Genomic DNA, 15362 nt, shown 5'->3' on the forward strand with positions numbered 1-15362 from the left:
GACTGATCAGCGCGGCCCGCTAAGCAGAAGGCGTACGGCACGCATGGCGTCAGAGTACCGCAGCCCTTGAGCAAGCTGCGAGGCGCTTGCGTATCACTGGTTGACACGTGTGTCTGAGGCGACCATCGGGACGAGAGTTGAACCAGGTTCAAAAATTACTACGCGTAACGTCCGCTAAAGGACATCACAAGAGCTGCATGGCTCTTTGATAACAACGCAATAACTCAAACCTCGTACTGATCGGTATGGCGCCACTTAGGCTGCGGCACCGGGACCGCTTTCCCGAACTGCTCGGAGTTGCCCCCATGAACCCTCGTCGTAGTAACAGCTCGCTTCCCAAGCCAGGCCGTTCGGCCTGGGGGGTGGCGTCCGCTGTCGTCCTGTTGCTCATACCCGTGGTCGTGCTGAGCGGAGGCAGCCAGTTCCAGTCGTTCCTGAACTTCGGCGCGGGCGTCCTCTCGCTCGTCTCGCTGAGCTGCTCGGTGATCTGGGGCCTGATCGCACAGGACCGCATCTTCCTCAACACCCGCCAGCGAATCGTCGGCCAGGCGGTGCACCGGACGACCGCGGTCGCCTCGATCGCGTTCCTGTTGGTGCACATCGTCACGAAGATCGCCCTCGATCACACCGTGGTGATCGCCGCGATCATTCCGTTCTCGCTCGGCATCACCGGAAGCGCCGGTCTGATCGGGCTCGGTTCGCTGGCCGGACTACTGATGATCTTCGTAGGCGTCACCGGCGCCCTGCGCAGCAACTTCGCCGCCCCGGCCGTCGTCGCGGCCCGCTGGCGTGCCATGCACATGCTGGCCTACCCGGCCTGGTGCGCCGCGCTGATCCACGGCCTGTACGCGGGCCGCGCGGCGAAGCCGTTCTTCATGATCTCGTACGACCTGTGCCTGCTCGGCGTGATGGCCGCACTGGCGTTGCGCGCCGCCCCGCGCCCGTTTAAGCGGAGGGTCGCCGACCGCCTGGTCTCCGTCCTGGGCAGTTCGGAGCGGCCGGAGCTGGACGACCTGGACGCCAGTCGCGCCCGGGTGGGCGAGTCCGCGATGCCGGGCTACGAGGCCATGCGCGAGCGCGAGCCGAGGCCGTCGCGCGCCGACACGGCGACCTCGCAGTCGAACCCGCTGTTCCCGTCCGCGGCGGCCGCCGCCCCCGGCCCCGATCCGTCCTCCGGCTACGCCGCCGCCTACCGGGCCACGTCCGCCCCCGGCCAGCCCCAGTCGCCGTTCGCGGCCGGCCAGACCGCGCGCATGGAGCGCGTGGACGGCCCGTCCAGCACCTCGGGCAGCTGGCCGATCCCGTCGCCGCCGCCGGTCGGCGAGGCGCCCCGGTCGGCGTACGACCCGATGCAGGACACCGGATACAACATCCCGGCCTATGGCAATCCGGGCGCCGGCGGCACGGCCGGACGTGATGTGTACGACACGGGTGAGACGAATGCCCGCTACGGGACGTACAACTCGAATGACACGTACAACAGCGGTCCCGCCAACGAACCACCGCCCGGAGCGTCCTTCGACGCCCCGGGTTCGGGCGAACCTTGGAACACGCCTTCCGGAGGCTATAGGTGAACGAGGCCCTGCCCGACGTCCCAGAAGTCCGCGTGGTCGGCCTTCCGCAGCTCACGTCGGGCTTCGACCTTGTCGAAAGACTCGATCTGCCCATGCACCTCAAGGTGCACGGGCCGCTTGAGCCCTTGGGCGGGGAGCAGCTCGCGCAGCTCTCCGAACGCATCAACCTGAAGGGCCGCGGCGGCGCGGGCTTCCCCTTCCACAAGAAGCTGCGCTCGGTCGCCGAGGCGGCGATCAAGCGCGGCGTACGGCCGGTCGTCGTCGTCAACGGCAGCGAGGACGAACCGGCCTGCCGCAAGGACACGGTGCTGATCAACCGCGCCCCGCACCTGATCCTGGACGGTGCGCTGCTGTGCGCCGAGGCGCTGGGTGCCCGCACGCTCGTGGTGGGGGTCACCCGGGAGTCCACGCAGCGCTCCATGGAGCAGGCGCTCGCCGAGCGCGGTCTGAGCAACGGCCGGCGTTCGGCGCTGAAGGCGTTCGTCCAGCGCAACCCGGTCCGCATGGTCACCGGCGCCGCCGCGTCGCTGATCCGCTCGATCGACGGCGGTCCGGCGATCCCGCCCGGCCGCAAGACCAGTGCCTCGCAGAACGGTGTCGGCGGCGCGCCCACGCTGCTGTCGAACGCGGAGACGTTCGCGCAGCTGGCGATCGCCGCCCGTATCGGCCCGGAGCGCTACGGCAACACCGGCCTGTACGACGAGCCGGGCACCGTCATGCTGACGGTCTCCGGGGCGGTCGCCCGCCCCATGGTGATCGAGGTCCCCACGGGCGTGCCGCTGCGCTACGTCCTGCAGCTGGCCGGCGCCCCGCCGGTGCCGCAGGGTGTGCTGACCGGCGGCTACCACGGCAGGTGGATCGACGCGGCCACGGTCAACGAGGCGATCGTCTCCCGCAACTCGCTCGACGCGGTGGGCGGTGCGCTGGGCGCCGGCGCCATCCTCCCGATCACGCAGGAGACCTGTCCGCTGGGCGAGTCACTGCGGGTCGCCCAGTGGCTGGCGGAGGAGAGCGCGGGACAGTGCGGTCCCTGCTACCTGGGTCTGCCGGCGGCCGCGCGCGGCATGGAGGACATCCTCAACGGCGGCGGACCGGCCGCCCTGGAGGCACTCAAGCAGGTCGCGAAGAACGTGAAGCGGCGCGGCGCGTGCTCGCACCCGGACGGCTCCGCGATGTTCCTCGAATCGACGATCAAGGCGTTCACCGACGACCTGGCCGCGCACGTTCTCGGCAACGGCTGCGGACGGCCCGTGGAGGGCGTTCTGCCGCTCTTCGAGGACGGCAAGATGCCTTCGGGCATCCCGGGCGGCGGAGAGCCCGAGGACAACGGTGCCGGCAGCCGCCAGAAGATCTACGTCGACTGGACGCTGTGCCGGGGCCATGGTCTGTGTGCGGACATCCTCCCGGAGGTCTTCGAGCTGGGCGCGGACGGTTTCCCGACCGTCGCGCAGGCGAAGGTGCCCCGGTTCGCGGAGGCCAAGGCGCTGCGCGCGGTGCGCCGCTGCCCGGCGCTCGCCCTGCGCCTGGAGGAGGACACGCGTTCGCAGGCACCGGCCAAGAACCTGCCGGTTCTCTCGCAGGGCCGCGGCCGCCGGGCGCTGGGACGCTGATCGCGCACTTCACGGCACGCATGTGGGGCGGGTCACCCTGGTCGGGTGGCCCGCCCCACGTGTGCGGGACGAACCCGCGAACGAAGTTCCCGCGGACGAGGTTTCCGGGTGTTTTCGGGACAACGCCGAACGGGAGAGCATCGGCCGGGAGAACGTCGACCTGGGCGAGGTCCAGCGCGAAAACGTCGAAGGCGGACCATCCGTTCGGATGGTCCGCCTTCGATTTCTGTGGAGCTAAGGAGAATTGAACTCCTGACCTCCTGCATGCCATGCAGGCGCTCTACCAACTGAGCTATAGCCCCTTGTCCCGTTCCGCCCGGTTTCCCTGGCGGCGACGCCAACATTACACGGTCGAAGGGGTGCACCACCAAATCGTTTCCGTTCTGTACGGATACGGGGGCTAGTGTCGGACTTCGTGACCGTGATCGCGTTCTCCGAGACCCGGCGCCGGGTGCCGGTGGCCCTGGGAGCGTGTCTCCTGTCGTTCACGGCGTTCTGGGTGGCCCAGCGGGCCGCGCACGTGTCGATGATCGACCTGATGGTCTACCGGGCGGAGGGGGCGACCGTCCGCGCGGGCGGTGATCTCTACGCGCTGCGTACGACGGCGGCTCATCTTCCGTCCACCTACCCCCCGTTCGCGGCGCTGCTGTTCACCCCCCTGACGCTGCTGGACGTCACGGGCATGCGCACGCTGGCGACGGCCGCGAACCTCGTCCTGCTGCTGGTGTTCGTCGGGCTGTCGATGCGGCTCGTCGGGCACGCGCGCGTGGAGCGCGTGCTGTGGGTCGCGGCGGCGGCGGTGTGGTGCGAGCCGGTGTGGACGACCGTGCGCTACGGGCAGGTCAATCTGCTGCTGGCCGTACTGGTGCTGTGGGATCTGTCACGCCGTCCCGCCGAACGCCCGGACCGCTGGGCGGGGGTGGGTGTGGGGCTCGCGGCCGCGGTCAAGCTGACACCCGCCCTGTTCGCGGTGTTCCTGCTCGCCACGGGCCTGGCCGCGCGCCTCGCAGGACGGGACGGGGGCCCGTGGCTGCGGCACGCGCGCGGGGCGGCCGCCGCCTTCGCGGGGGCGACCCTGCTGGCGGCGGCCGTCCTGCCGTACGACTCGTGGCGGTTCTGGACCGGGATGGTGTTCCGGACGGGGCGGGTGGGCCGGGCCGAGGAGACCGCGAATCAGGCCCTGCGCGGCGTTCTGGCGCGCTTGCTGCACACTCCCGACCCGGGGGCCCTCTGGGCCGCCGCGGCGGCCCTGACGGCCGTCCTGGGGCTCGCGGTGGCGGTGACGGCGGAGTTGCGGGGCCGGCGGGCGTGGGCGGTGGCCGTCTGCGCGGTGACCGCGCTGCTGATCAGCCCGGTGTCCTGGTCGCACCACTGGGTGTGGTGCGTACCGGTGGTCCTGTTGTTGTGGACGCGCGGCCGGCGGACTGCTGCCGCGGCCACGCTGCTGGTCTTCTTCTCGTACGCCCTGTGGTGGGTGCCGCACGGCCACGGGCGGCCCGAACTGCACCAGGGCACTGCCGCCTTGACGCTGTCCGGGCTCTACACGGTCACCGGGGTGCTGTTCCTCGCGATCGCCCGGACATCGTTGCCGAAGCCGGGCCCCGCTCAGGCCGTGACGAACGAATAGAACCGCTTGAGCGTGCAGTGCTCTTCGAGAAGCCGGCCGTAGATCGGCTCGCCCTCCAGCTCACGGTAGGTCTCGATCGGGTCGCCTTTTATGATCAGCGCCCGCGCGCATTCCTCGCACCAGTACTGGTAGTCGGGGTTGATCGGCTCCATGTCGCGGACGATCGGGGTGCCGCTCCCGCACCAGTCGCACTTCCGCCTGTGTGCACCCATCGATCAGCTCCAGCTGTGGCCGCAGGCCGTGCACACGTAGGAGATCCCGCCGTTGTCGCCGAGTACTTGCGCGACATGCACGGAACCGCAGGAAGGGCAGAGCAGCCGGGTGGTCGTGTCCCGTATCAACGCCGCACCGAGGAGGTGGCCGCCCTCCTCAAGGATGCTCGCAGGCATCGCTACTCCTCCCGTCGGGCCGCGCCCCCTTCCGGCCGTTTGATTCTGCCACGGCCGGACCAATACGGTCAGCGACGCCTCAGTACCAGTCCGGACACGGCACCCGCGGCCGCCGTCGCGGCGAGCGCCCATGCGCAGGCTGACAGCGCCTCCGCAGAGGTATACGCCTGCGGGCCCCCAACTGACTCAAGCCGGTTCAAGAACAGTGTGCCGAACGCGGCGACCCCTATGAGCTGGCCCAGCTGGGTGACGGTCGCGAGGAGTCCGCTGGCGTCGGCCGCGTCCTCGGGGCGCACGGTTGCGAGCGCGCCGGTGAGCGTGGGGCTGAACGCGAGCGCGAGCCCCGCGCCCAAGCCGGCGTACGCCACATAGAGCTGCGCGCCCCCGTCGCCGCCCCCGTGGAAGGCCAGCCCGACCCCGGTCACGCCCAGCGCGGTGAGCACGAACCCGGCCGGAGTCAGCGCCCGCTGCCAGGCGGCCGGCCACCTGCGCCAGGTGAGGGCGACCGCGCCGAAGACGACGGCGGTCGGCGCGAAGGTGAGACCGGCGCGCAGCGCGCTGTAGCCGAGGCCGCTCTGGACGTGCAGGGTGAGGGTGAAGAGGAATCCGGCGTTGACGGCCATGACGGCCAGGATACGCAGGACGGCCAGGGCCATGCCGGGGTGGCGGAGCACCCGGAGAGCGATCAGCGGGGCGCCGCCGCGCCGGGCCAGCCTCGACTCGTAGCCGCAGAAAAGCGCGAACAGGAGCACGGCGGCGGCCAGGGACAGCCAGGACCACAGCGGCCAGTCCTCCTCCTGGCCGAGCACCAGCGGAACCGTCAGCAGCGACACGGCGGCCCCCAGCAGGACCAGGCCGGGCAGGTCCAGGCCGCGTGCCCGTTCGGGACCGGATCCGGCGCCGAGCGGCAGGACGCGCCGGCCGAGGACGAGGAGTACGGCGCCGACGGGCACGTTGACGAGGAACACCGGCCGCCAGCCAGTGCCGAACAGGTCGGCGCTGACCAGGACGCCGCCGATGATCTGGCCGGCGGCGGCGCCGACCGCGAGGACCGCGGAGTAGGCGCCGAGTGCCCGGATGCGGGCCTCGCCGGTGAAGGAGCGCTGGATGATGCTGAGGACCTGCGGGATCATCACCGCCGATCCGGCGCCCTGCACCAGCCGGAACACGATCAGCTCGGTGGCCCCCTGGGCCAGGCCGCAGGCGAGCGACGCCGTCGTGAACAGGACGAGGCCGGCCAGGTGGACCCGGCCGTGGCCGAGCCGGTCGCCGAGCCGGGCGCCGGTGATCAGCAGTACCGAGTAGGTGATGGCGTAGCCGGCCACGACCAGCTGCAAGTCGGCGCCGGAGGCATGGAGTTCGGAACCCATCGTGGGGGCCGCGACGTTCACGATGAAGACGTCCAGCACGGCCATGAACAGGGCCGCGAGGACGACCGCGAGGAGCAGCCGGGGCCGGTTGTCAGTGCCGGGTGCTTCACTTTTCGCAGGGGTCGGAGCCGGTGCGGGACCTGGTCCCGTCCGGGATGTCGTCGTCATGCGTCCGAGCGTGGCGGCGGGCCGGTACGGGTGCCGAGAGCCCGCCGATGCTGGTACTGACAGCACCTGGCAGGGGGCGGGGGCCGCGCCCACGATGGAGGACGTGACGACGGGGGACGTGACGATGGCGACGACAGCACACCGCCGCAGGCCGGAGCTGGCCGCGTTCCTGCGCAGCAGGCGGGCCCGGGTGCAGCCGGCGGACGTCGGGATGCCGCCGGGGCTGCGGCGGCGTACGCCGGGGCTGCGGCGGGAGGAGGTCGCCCAGCTCTCGGGCGTGGGCGTGACCTGGTACACGTGGCTGGAGCAGGGCCGGCCGATCAACGCGTCGTCGCAGGTGCTGGACGCGGTGGCGCGGACGCTGATGCTGGACCTGCCGGAGCGGGAGCATCTGTACCGGCTGGCGGAGGTGCCGTTCGCCCCGGTGCCGGAGGGGCTGTCCCGGTCGGTCGGCGCGGAGGTGCAGGGCATCATCGACGCGCTCGACCCGCTGCTGGGGGTGGTGTACACCTCGCGCTACGACGTGCTGGCCACCAACGCCGCCTACCGGGACCTGTTCCTGGTGCCGGAGACGGTGCGGATCGGTGTGCCGAACGTGCTGTGGACGCTGTTCACGGTCTCGGAGGACGCCTGCCCGGTGGTGCACCGGCAGCGTGAACTGCCGATGATGGTGGCGACCCTGCGTTCCTCCTACGGCAGACATGTCGGCGAGCCGGCCTGGGAGGACTTCATACGGGCGCTGTCCCAGGCCAGTCCGTACTTCGCCCGGTTGTGGGCGAGCGGGGCGGTGGCACAGCCGGGGCCGCGGGTGAAGACGTTCCGTCATGAGGCGGTGGGCGAGGTGCGGATGACGTCGCAGTCGCTGTCGATCGACGGAATGCCGGAGGCGCGGATCGTGGTCTACACGCCGGAGGACGAACGGACGCGGGAGCGGGTGGCGTTGCTGCGGGAGCACAGGCAGCGGCTGTGGCCGGTGACGGAGGAGGAGGCCACCGGGATCATCCGGGAGTGGAACACAAGAAATCCCGCCCTCTGAAGAGGACGGGATTCTCATCACCGATCTTTGACAACTCGACAGTGTGCGGAGTGTCGATCTGTGGAGCTAAGGAGAATTGAACTCCTGACCTCCTGCATGCCATGCAGGCGCTCTACCAACTGAGCTATAGCCCCTTGCGTTCTTCCCGTCTTTCCGCTCGGCGGGGTGAACAAGAAGAACTTTAGCCTGCGACCTGCCGGAAAGTGAAATCCGGGTCCCGATGCGGGCCGGGTGGCGGAGGATCCTCAGCCGTCGGCCCTCACCCGTCGGCCCTCAGCCGTCGGCAGTCGTCGGCCCTCAGTCGTCGTCGCCGAGGACGGGCTCCGGGAGGGTGCCGGCGTTGTGCTCCAGGAGCCGCCAGCCGCGGGCGCCTTCGCCGAGCACGGACCAGCAGCAGTTGGTGAGACCGCCGAGGCTCTCCCAGTGCTGGGACTCCAGGCCGAGGAGGCGGCCGATGGTGGTGCGGATGGTGCCGCCGTGGCTGACCACCACGAGGGTGCCGTCCTCGGGGAGCTTATCGGCGTGCCGGAGCACGACGGGGGCGGCCCGGTCGGCGACCTCGGTCTCCAGCTCGCCGCCGCCGCGGCGGACCGGCTCGCCGCGCTTCCAGGCGGCGTACTCGTCGCCGTGGCGGGCGATGATCTCCTCGTGGGTGAGGCCCTGCCAGACGCCCGCGTACGTCTCCCGCAGTCCCTCGTCGCGGATCACGTCGAGGCCGGTGAGGGCGGCGAGCTGGGCGGCCGTGTCGGCGGCCCGTCGCAGGTCGGAGGAGACGATCGTGTCCGGGCCGAGGGAGGCGAGCAGACGGGCCGCGCGGCGGGCCTGGCCGACGCCGGTCTCGGTGAGTTCGACGTCGGTGGAGCCCTGGAAGCGGCGCTCCACGTTCCAGGCGGTCTGGCCGTGCCGCCACAGGATGACGCGGCGGCCGCGGCCTTTGCGGTCGGTCACCTCGGCCGTGGCGCTCATCGCCACTCCCCGCCCGGCTCGCCGGTGTCCTCGGCTGCCTGCAGCTGGGCGTGCTCCGCCGCCTTGCCGCGGGTGGCCTTGGCGTCGGCCGGCAGCTCGATCTCGGGGCAGTCCTTCCACAGCCGCTCCAGGGCGTAGAAGACGCGCTCCTCGCTGTGCTGGACGTGGACGACGATGTCGACGTAGTCGAGCAGGATCCAGCGGGCTTCGCGGTCGCCCTCGCGGCGCACCGGCTTGACGCCGAGTTCCTTCTGAAGGCGCTCCTCGATCTCGTCGACGATCGACTTGACCTGGCGGTCGTTGGGTGCGGAGGCCAGCAGGAAGGCGTCCGTGATCGACAGGACGTCGCTGACGTCGTAGGCGATGACGTCGTGGGCGAGCTTGTCGGCAGCCGCCTGGGCTGCGGCGGAGATGAGCTCGAGGGAACGGTCGGTTGCGGTCACTGCGTGGCTTTCCGTCGGCGGTCGTTTGACACCAAGGGTCTCACGGACCGCCGGGCGCACCCCACGCGATTACCGCGTCACGTGGGGTGCGACGGGCCGCCGCTCAGGAGGAGGACGGCTTGTAGTCCTGGCCGAGGACGACCGAGACGTCGGCGCCCGAGCCGACCGTGCCCTTCTGGACGGCGCCGGTGCCGAGGCCGAGGGTCTTGGCGACCTCGGTGGCGTTCTCCTTGTCGGCGGCATCCGAGTACAGCACCTTGGACGTGGCCTGGGTGCTGGAGGCCGTACCGCCTTCCAGGAAGGTGTAGCCGCCGTTGACGAGGACCACGCGGGCCTTCTCGGTGTCGTCCTTGACGCCGGTGGCGTTCTGGACGGAGACACGGATCGCGGAGCCGGCCGAGGGGCTCTTGGCGGTGCCGCCGAGGATGTCCTTGACGACGCTGGAGCTGGTCTCGGCGCTGAGGGTGCCGTCGCTCTGCACGGGCAGCAGGGCGGTCTTGTAGTCGCCGTCCTTGGCGAGGTCGGCGAGTTTGGCGAGGAAGGTGCCGAGGTCCTTGTCGGTGAGGGAGGGGTCGAGGATCTGCGCGAGGGTCTGCACGGTGGTCGTCGCGGCGGAGGAGTCGGAGGACATCTTGCGCAGGACACCCTGCATGACCTGGCCGAACCGCTCCAGCTGGGCGTTCTGGGCCTCGCCGGAGGCGCGGTAGGTGGCGTAGGCGACGGCGGCCTTGCCGCTGAGGGTCTGGTCCTTGCCCTGGTGGACCAGGGGTGCCTCGCCCTTCTTCTTGGCGTCCGGGTCGGGGACGTCGGCGTTGGTGTCGATGTCGATGTTGCCGACGAGTTCGACGAGGTTCTGCAGGTAGGGGGTGTCGAGGCGCCAGGTGCCCTCGATGCTGGTGCCGAGGACGGTGTCGAGCTGGTCGCGGGTGCCGGAGGAGCCGTCGTCGTCGACGGACTTGGCGAGGGTCGTGGTGGTGCCGTCGTCGTCGGTGAGGGCGAGCGAGTTGGGCAGCAGGACGGTGCTGCCCTGCTTCGTGGTGGTGTTGTCGACGAGCAGCACGCTCGACGTGCCGCCACCGCCGGTGTTGTGCAGGTGGACGACGATCACGTCGCGTTTCTGGGCGGCCGCGGAGGTCGTCGTACCGCCCTTGGTGCCGGAGGAGGACGCGCCGGGGAGTTTTCCGGCGTACCAGAGGTAGCCGACGCCGCCGACGGCGACCAGGACGAGGACGACGACCAGGGCGATCATCCGGCTGCGGGCGCGGCGCTTGGCCTCCTCGCGGCGCTCGGTGCGGTTCTCGGTGAAGTTGAGCCAGTCGATGACGTCCTCGGAGTCACCGTCCGGCTGCTCGACGAATGCGAACTGCCCGGTGTGGTAGTCCCGTTCGTCGTCGGCCTGGCGGGGTTCGGCGGGTTCCCGGACCGGTCCGGCCTGCTGCGGGATGTGTGCGGTCTGCTCGGCGACCCGGGGCTGCCGGCCGCTGGCGGCCGCCTGCCCGTAGGGGTCGTAGGCGGTCTGGCCGCCGGTGCCGTACGGGTCGTACCCGGGCGCGGGCGGCATGGACGGCTGTTGTCCGGTGTCGTAGACGGACGCCTGCTGCCCGGTGTCGTAGGACGGCGCGGCCTGCTGCCCGCCCCCGGCGTAGGGGTCGTAACCGTAGCCCTGGCTCTGCCCCTGCCCCTGCCCCTGACTCGCGTACGGGTCGTACGTCTGCTGCTGTTGCGCCGGGATCTGGCGGTACACCGGCTGTCCGTACTCGTCGTAGCCGACGAGTTCGTACTGGTCGCTTCCGTAGCCCGCGTCGTATCGGTCGTTCACCGGTGCCCCTCTCGGCTCACTCGCCGCGGTACAGGTCGCGCTTGTCGATGTAGCGCACGACTCCGTCCGGCACCATGTACCAGATGGGGTCGCCCTTGGCGACTCTCGCACGGCAGTCTGTGGAGGAGATGGCGAGCGCGGGAACCTCCACCAGCGAGACGCCGCCCTCGGGGAGACCGCGGTCGGTCAGATGGTGGCCGGGCCGGGTGCAGCCGATGAAGTGGGCCAGGGAGAAGAGTTCCTCGGAGTCCCGCCAGGTGAGGATCTGGCCCAGCGCGTCGGCGCCGGTGATGAAGAACAGGTCGGTGTCGGGGTTGAGGGCGCGCAGGTCACGCAGGGTGTCGACGGTGTAGGTGGGGCCGCCGCGGTCGATGTCGATGCGGCTGACGGAGAACTGCGGGTTCTCCGCGGTCGCGATGACCGTCATCAGGTAGCGGTCCTCGGCCGGTGAGACGGCGCGGGAGGTCTTCTGCCACGGCTGCCCGGTGGGCACGAAGACCACCTCGTCGAGGTGGAACTGGGCGGCGACCTCGCTGGCCGCCACGAGGTGACCGTGGTGGATCGGGTCGAACGTTCCGCCCATGACGCCGAGGCGGCGTTTGCCGGTGTGCCCGGGGCCCGCCGGCGTGTACCGCGGGGTCGTCACCATGTCGTCGGCCTCGTCATTCACCGGACCGGTAGGCATGTCCTGCTCTCCCATGCGTGCAGACCCTACCGGCCCGGCCCGTGGGCCCCGCCCGGAGGACCGGAGGACCGGGGACCGGTGCCGGGCTGGGCGTCCGGCTCAGCGGTCGCGGTTGAAACGGGTGGTGATCCACAGCAGGAGCAGCAGGATGACGAAGGCGCTGCCGCCGGTGACGGCCGGGTTGAGGCTGTTGTGGTTGCCGCCGTGCTCCTCGCCCTCGGCGGCGAGGGTGACCAACTGGGCAGCGGCGCTGTGAAGATTCATCATCTGCGGCAGGACCTATCGCGTGTGGACGGGATAAAGATGTCGGCTCATCGTAAGCGTGCGGCCCCGCGGCGATCACGCCGACTCCTCCGTTGGGCCGACGCCTGAGCGCCGCCCGGCCGACGCCGGGTGCGGCTCCTGCGTTCTCCGGAGTTCTCGTGCGTCACAGCGGACGGGGGAACGATCCCGGCGGCTCAGTCGTCCTTCTGTTTGTACCCGCGCAGCAGGAACCAGGCGGTCAGTGCGCAGCCGACGAACATGACGACGATGACGACCCGGAGCAGGTCGCCCGAGCTCTGGTGCTGGGCGGCACTCGCGGCCTGGGTGAGCCAGGCGGCCGGGGGGTGGTGCTCCATGAGGACTCCTTCGGCTGTACTGCCCGTCCACGGTATCTCCGCCTAGGCTGGGCCCTGCTTCGGGGGCACACAGTGGGCACTCACGCACCTGGGGGATGACATGTCCGACGACGGCCACGAGCAGAACGGGCACGAGCGTGTGCCGAGCAGGCAGCGCAGGCGGTTCCCGGGGATCTCCTCGCGTGCGTACGAGCATCCGGCGGACCGTTCGGCGCTGGTGGCGCTGCGCAGGCTGAGCGGCTTCGACACGGTCTTCAAGGCGCTCAGCGGGCTGCTTCCGGAGCGGAGCCTCAGGCTGCTGTTCCTGTCCGACTCGGTCCGGGTCTCCGACCAGCAGTTCGCACACCTGAACGACATGCTGCGGGACGCCTGTTACATCCTGGACCTGGAGAAGGTCCCGCCGATGTACGTGACGCAGGATCCGCAGCCGAACGCGATGTGCATCGGCCTGGACGAGCCGATCATCGTGGTGACCACGGGACTGGTGGAACTCCTCGACGAGGAGGAGATGCGGGCGGTCGTCGGCCACGAGGTGGGGCACGCGCTGTCCGGGCATTCGGTGTACCGCACGATTCTGCTGTTCCTGACGAACCTGGCACTGAAGGTCGCCTGGATCCCGCTGGGTAACCTCGCCATCCTGGCGATCGTGACGGCCCTGCGGGAGTGGTTCCGCAAGTCGGAGCTGTCCGCCGACCGGGCCGGGCTGCTGGTGGGCCAGGATCTGCGGGCCTCGATGCGCGGGCTGATGAAGATAGCGGGCGGCAACCACCTGCACGAGATGAACGTGGACGCGTTCCTCAAGCAGGCCGAGGAGTACGAGGCGGGCGGCGACCTGCGCGACTCCGTGCTGAAGATCCTGAACGTGCTGCCGCGCTCGCACCCCTTCACCACGGTCCGCGCGGCCGAGCTGAAGAAGTGGGCCGAGTCCCGCGACCACCAGCGGATCTTGGACGGTCACTACCCGCGGCGCGCCGAGGACAAGGACACCTCGGTCGGCGACTCGTTCAAGGAGTCCGCGGCGAGCTACGCCGACGATGTGAAGAGCTCCAAGGATCCGCTGATGAAGCTGGTCACGGACATCGCGGGCGGGGCGGGAGGCCTGGGTGGCCGGGTGAAGCGCGGCTTCGACGGGTTCACCAGCGCGCCGCCTCCGAAGGGCGCGCCGCCGCAGGACACTCCCCCGCAGGGCGACGAGGCGTAGCGGACCCCGGACCCGAGACCCGGACCCGGGTCCGTGCCGGGCTCGCCGGGACCCGCGGTCCGGTTGCTCAGACCTTCGGCTCGGCCTCGGCGGCCAGCGTCCCGCACAGGGCGGTGGCGCCGTCCGTGGCGAACGGGTTCGTGCCCGCCGGGCCGCCCGCCCTGGCCGTCTGGCCGGCCAGGAGGGGGTGCAGGTGGTCGGCGGAGTCCTCGGCGCAGGACAGGGGGCCCGCCTGGACGTAGGAGACGACCAGCTGTGCCTGGTGCAGGCGCAGGTCGTCGCGGTCGAAGCGGAAGGTCAGCTGGCGGCGGACGGTGAACAGGGAGACCTGGGCGCCGGCCGGGGCGCCGGTGGGGCGCAGCGCGTAGACGAAGGTGTGGTCGGCGGTGACCTCGAGGGTGGCCGGGTCGGTCTCGGTGGCCTGCAGGTTGCCCTGGACGCGGATCCTCGGGTCGGCGAGTTCGGCGCGGGTGGGGTCGAAGCGGACCAGCCATCCGGTGGGGGCGTGCCGGCCGTCCGCCGTGGGGTGGTCGACGCTCTGGTCGAACTGGTCGAGCTGACCGGGGTCGAGCAGCGCCCGCGCGGGCCGCACCTGGCTGCTGTCGAGGACCTCGGGGTAGAGCGAGGAGCGGACGAGGTAGTCCTTGGCCGTGGTCAGGGCGGCGACCACCTGACTGTCGGAGAAGTGCGCGGTGCTCCGGGCGGCCGGCAGCGGTATCCCCTCGGCGCCGACCTCGTACAGCGCGGCGGGGCTGTGCGCGAACAGGGTCTCGGCGTCGGCGCCGCCGGGCACCTTGCCCTGGGGGGAGAGCGGGATGACGGTCATCCGCAGGGGTTCGACGGGCTGCTGGGCCTCGTCGGTGCCGTAGGGGTGGCGGACGCCCATGTAGATCGCGGTGCCGAAGGCGACGAGGATCAGGACCACGAGGATCACGGCCTGCCGGGTGAGGCCCCGGCGCAGGGGCGGCCGACGGCGTACGGCGGGCGCGTGGTCGGTCATGCGTTCGCGTGCGGAGGACTCCTGGAGGCGAGCAGCGCGAACAAACGATTCGTCGAAGACGACGGATCGGTACTCGTCCTCTCCACCCACGGGGCCGCCCTCGGGTGTCCCCTCAGGTGGGTCTCCTGGCCCGCCCATACCTTCAGAGTAGGTCTCGGGAGCCTCAGGTAAACGCGCTGCTACACGACAACTTCTGACAGGTTCTCACCAGGAGTGCCACCAGGGCGACCGCGGCCGCTCAGGGGGTGCGGGGGACCGCGGAGGCCGCCGGCTTGGCGGGTTGGGAGTAGTCGGCGGACACGGAGGGTGCCGCCGCGGTGCCCTGTTCCTGGCCGGTGGAGGGTGGCCTGGGCACCTGGTCGCGGCTGCCGCCCGAGGAGGCGCTGCGGTAGACCGCGGCGAAGGCGAGCGCGACCATGCCGATGCCCATGACGAGGGCGAGCACCCAGGCGACGGGACGGTGCCAGCGGACGTGTCTGCCGTACGTCCCGGCAGTGCCGTACCGGTCTTCGAGTGCGTCGGTGTCGTCCAGGTCGTCGAGTTCGCCGCCGAGATCGGTGCCGTCCGGGCTGTAGCGGTCGTCGTAGCGCTCGCCTCTGGCGTGGGCGCGGCGGGCCTCGGCCTCGGAGGCCTCGGCTCTGGCCTGGGCGGCGGCCAGGAGGCGTTCGACAGCGGTCGGCTCGTGGACCACGGCCGCCTTCACGAAGGCCTCGTCGAAGACCACGGTGTCGAATTCTTCGTCCGACATTCCGTGGTCATGGTCGTCGTCGGGCTCCCAGCCGTCAGGGAACGGCGTGCCCCCCACGTCCTCCGGCACGGATCCAGAGTAGACCTGGGGGGTCAATTTGGGCAGA

The 15362-nt window shown here is 70.8% G+C and carries 16 protein-coding genes and 2 tRNA genes; 5 read left to right on the top strand and 13 right to left on the bottom strand.

Features of this window, described 5'->3' with window-relative positions; all coding sequences use genetic code 11:
• Positions 1-305: 305 nt before the first annotated feature.
• Positions 306-1574 carry a cytochrome b/b6 domain-containing protein gene (locus SSP29_RS45165; RefSeq protein ID WP_174856063.1) on the top strand — a complete coding sequence of 423 codons (1269 nt, stop codon included), beginning with the start codon at positions 306-308 and terminating at the stop codon, positions 1572-1574.
• A complete protein-coding gene (locus tag SSP29_RS45170) occupies positions 1571-3184 on the top strand; it encodes an NADH-quinone oxidoreductase subunit NuoF family protein (RefSeq protein ID WP_089106800.1) in 1614 nt (537 codons plus the stop codon). Before SSP29_RS45165 ends, SSP29_RS45170 begins: the two co-directional genes overlap by 4 nt.
• Before the next feature lie 229 nt (positions 3185-3413).
• On the opposite strand, the gene SSP29_RS45175 is transcribed toward SSP29_RS45170, so the two are convergent.
• Positions 3414-3486: transfer RNA gene (locus tag SSP29_RS45175), tRNA-Ala, on the bottom strand.
• A gap of 113 nt (positions 3487-3599) precedes the next feature.
• On the opposite strand from SSP29_RS45175, the gene SSP29_RS45180 reads away from it, so the two are divergent.
• Complete coding sequence (locus SSP29_RS45180; protein WP_150136175.1) at positions 3600-4811, top strand: glycosyltransferase 87 family protein; 1212 nt, start codon at positions 3600-3602, stop codon at positions 4809-4811.
• Here the strand turns inward: SSP29_RS45180 and SSP29_RS45185 are convergent.
• From SSP29_RS45185 to SSP29_RS45190, 3 genes are all read right to left on the bottom strand, one after another.
• Positions 4790-5023 (bottom strand): hypothetical protein, encoded by a 234-nt coding sequence (locus SSP29_RS45185; protein ID WP_006136074.1) that lies wholly within the window; start codon positions 5021-5023, stop codon positions 4790-4792. The two genes, SSP29_RS45180 and SSP29_RS45185, sit on opposite strands and share 22 nt — an antisense overlap.
• A 3-nt stretch (positions 5024-5026) precedes the next feature.
• A complete protein-coding gene (locus tag SSP29_RS57700) occupies positions 5027-5200 on the bottom strand; it encodes a hypothetical protein (RefSeq protein WP_107436402.1) in 174 nt (57 codons plus the stop codon).
• A 68-nt stretch (positions 5201-5268) separates the two neighbouring features.
• On the bottom strand, positions 5269-6738 hold the full coding sequence (locus tag SSP29_RS45190) for an MFS transporter (RefSeq protein WP_089106801.1): 1470 nt from the start codon (positions 6736-6738) through the stop codon (positions 5269-5271).
• A gap of 94 nt (positions 6739-6832) precedes the next feature.
• Between SSP29_RS45190 and SSP29_RS45195 the strand changes: the two genes are divergently transcribed.
• Entirely contained in the window at positions 6833-7774 is a 942-nt protein-coding gene (locus SSP29_RS45195; RefSeq protein ID WP_438363848.1) for a helix-turn-helix transcriptional regulator, read from the top strand.
• 61 nt (positions 7775-7835) lie between these two features.
• On the opposite strand, the gene SSP29_RS45200 is transcribed toward SSP29_RS45195, so the two are convergent.
• From SSP29_RS45200 to SSP29_RS58935, 7 genes are all read right to left on the bottom strand, one after another.
• Positions 7836-7908: transfer RNA gene (locus SSP29_RS45200), tRNA-Ala, on the bottom strand.
• Positions 7909-8071: 163 nt separating this feature from the next.
• Positions 8072-8740, bottom strand: a complete 669-nt coding sequence (locus SSP29_RS45205) for a histidine phosphatase family protein (RefSeq protein WP_089106802.1) — start codon at positions 8738-8740, stop codon at positions 8072-8074.
• Complete coding sequence (rsfS, locus tag SSP29_RS45210; protein WP_089106803.1) at positions 8737-9183, bottom strand: ribosome silencing factor; 447 nt, start codon at positions 9181-9183, stop codon at positions 8737-8739. Before rsfS ends, SSP29_RS45205 begins: the two co-directional genes overlap by 4 nt.
• Before the next feature lie 103 nt (positions 9184-9286).
• Positions 9287-11002 carry an LCP family protein gene (locus tag SSP29_RS45215; RefSeq protein WP_089106804.1) on the bottom strand — a complete coding sequence of 572 codons (1716 nt, stop codon included), beginning with the start codon at positions 11000-11002 and terminating at the stop codon, positions 9287-9289.
• Positions 11003-11018: 16 nt separating this feature from the next.
• Complete coding sequence (gene nadD, locus SSP29_RS45220) at positions 11019-11702, bottom strand: nicotinate-nucleotide adenylyltransferase (RefSeq protein WP_089106805.1); 684 nt, start codon at positions 11700-11702, stop codon at positions 11019-11021.
• 84 nt (positions 11703-11786) lie between these two features.
• Positions 11787-11954, bottom strand: a complete 168-nt coding sequence (locus SSP29_RS58930) for a hypothetical protein (RefSeq protein ID WP_167450157.1) — start codon at positions 11952-11954, stop codon at positions 11787-11789.
• Between the two features lie 191 nt (positions 11955-12145).
• Entirely contained in the window at positions 12146-12307 is a 162-nt protein-coding gene (locus SSP29_RS58935; protein ID WP_089106806.1) for a hypothetical protein, read from the bottom strand.
• A gap of 100 nt (positions 12308-12407) precedes the next feature.
• On the opposite strand from SSP29_RS58935, the gene SSP29_RS45235 reads away from it, so the two are divergent.
• Entirely contained in the window at positions 12408-13508 is a 1101-nt protein-coding gene (locus SSP29_RS45235; protein ID WP_089106807.1) for a M48 family metallopeptidase, read from the top strand.
• Positions 13509-13575: 67 nt separating this feature from the next.
• Here SSP29_RS45235 and SSP29_RS45240 read toward each other — a convergent pair whose 3' ends face one another.
• Positions 13576-14646 (bottom strand): SCO2583 family membrane protein, encoded by a 1071-nt coding sequence (locus SSP29_RS45240; protein ID WP_089106808.1) that lies wholly within the window; start codon positions 14644-14646, stop codon positions 13576-13578.
• 100 nt (positions 14647-14746) lie between these two features.
• A complete protein-coding gene (locus SSP29_RS45245; protein ID WP_089106809.1) occupies positions 14747-15325 on the bottom strand; it encodes an SCO2584 family spore wall biosynthesis protein in 579 nt (192 codons plus the stop codon).
• Between the last annotated feature and the right edge of the window lie 37 nt (positions 15326-15362).

The sequence above is a fragment of the Streptomyces hyaluromycini genome, from assembly GCF_002217755.1.
Lineage (GTDB): Bacteria > Actinomycetota > Actinomycetes > Streptomycetales > Streptomycetaceae > Streptomyces > Streptomyces hyaluromycini.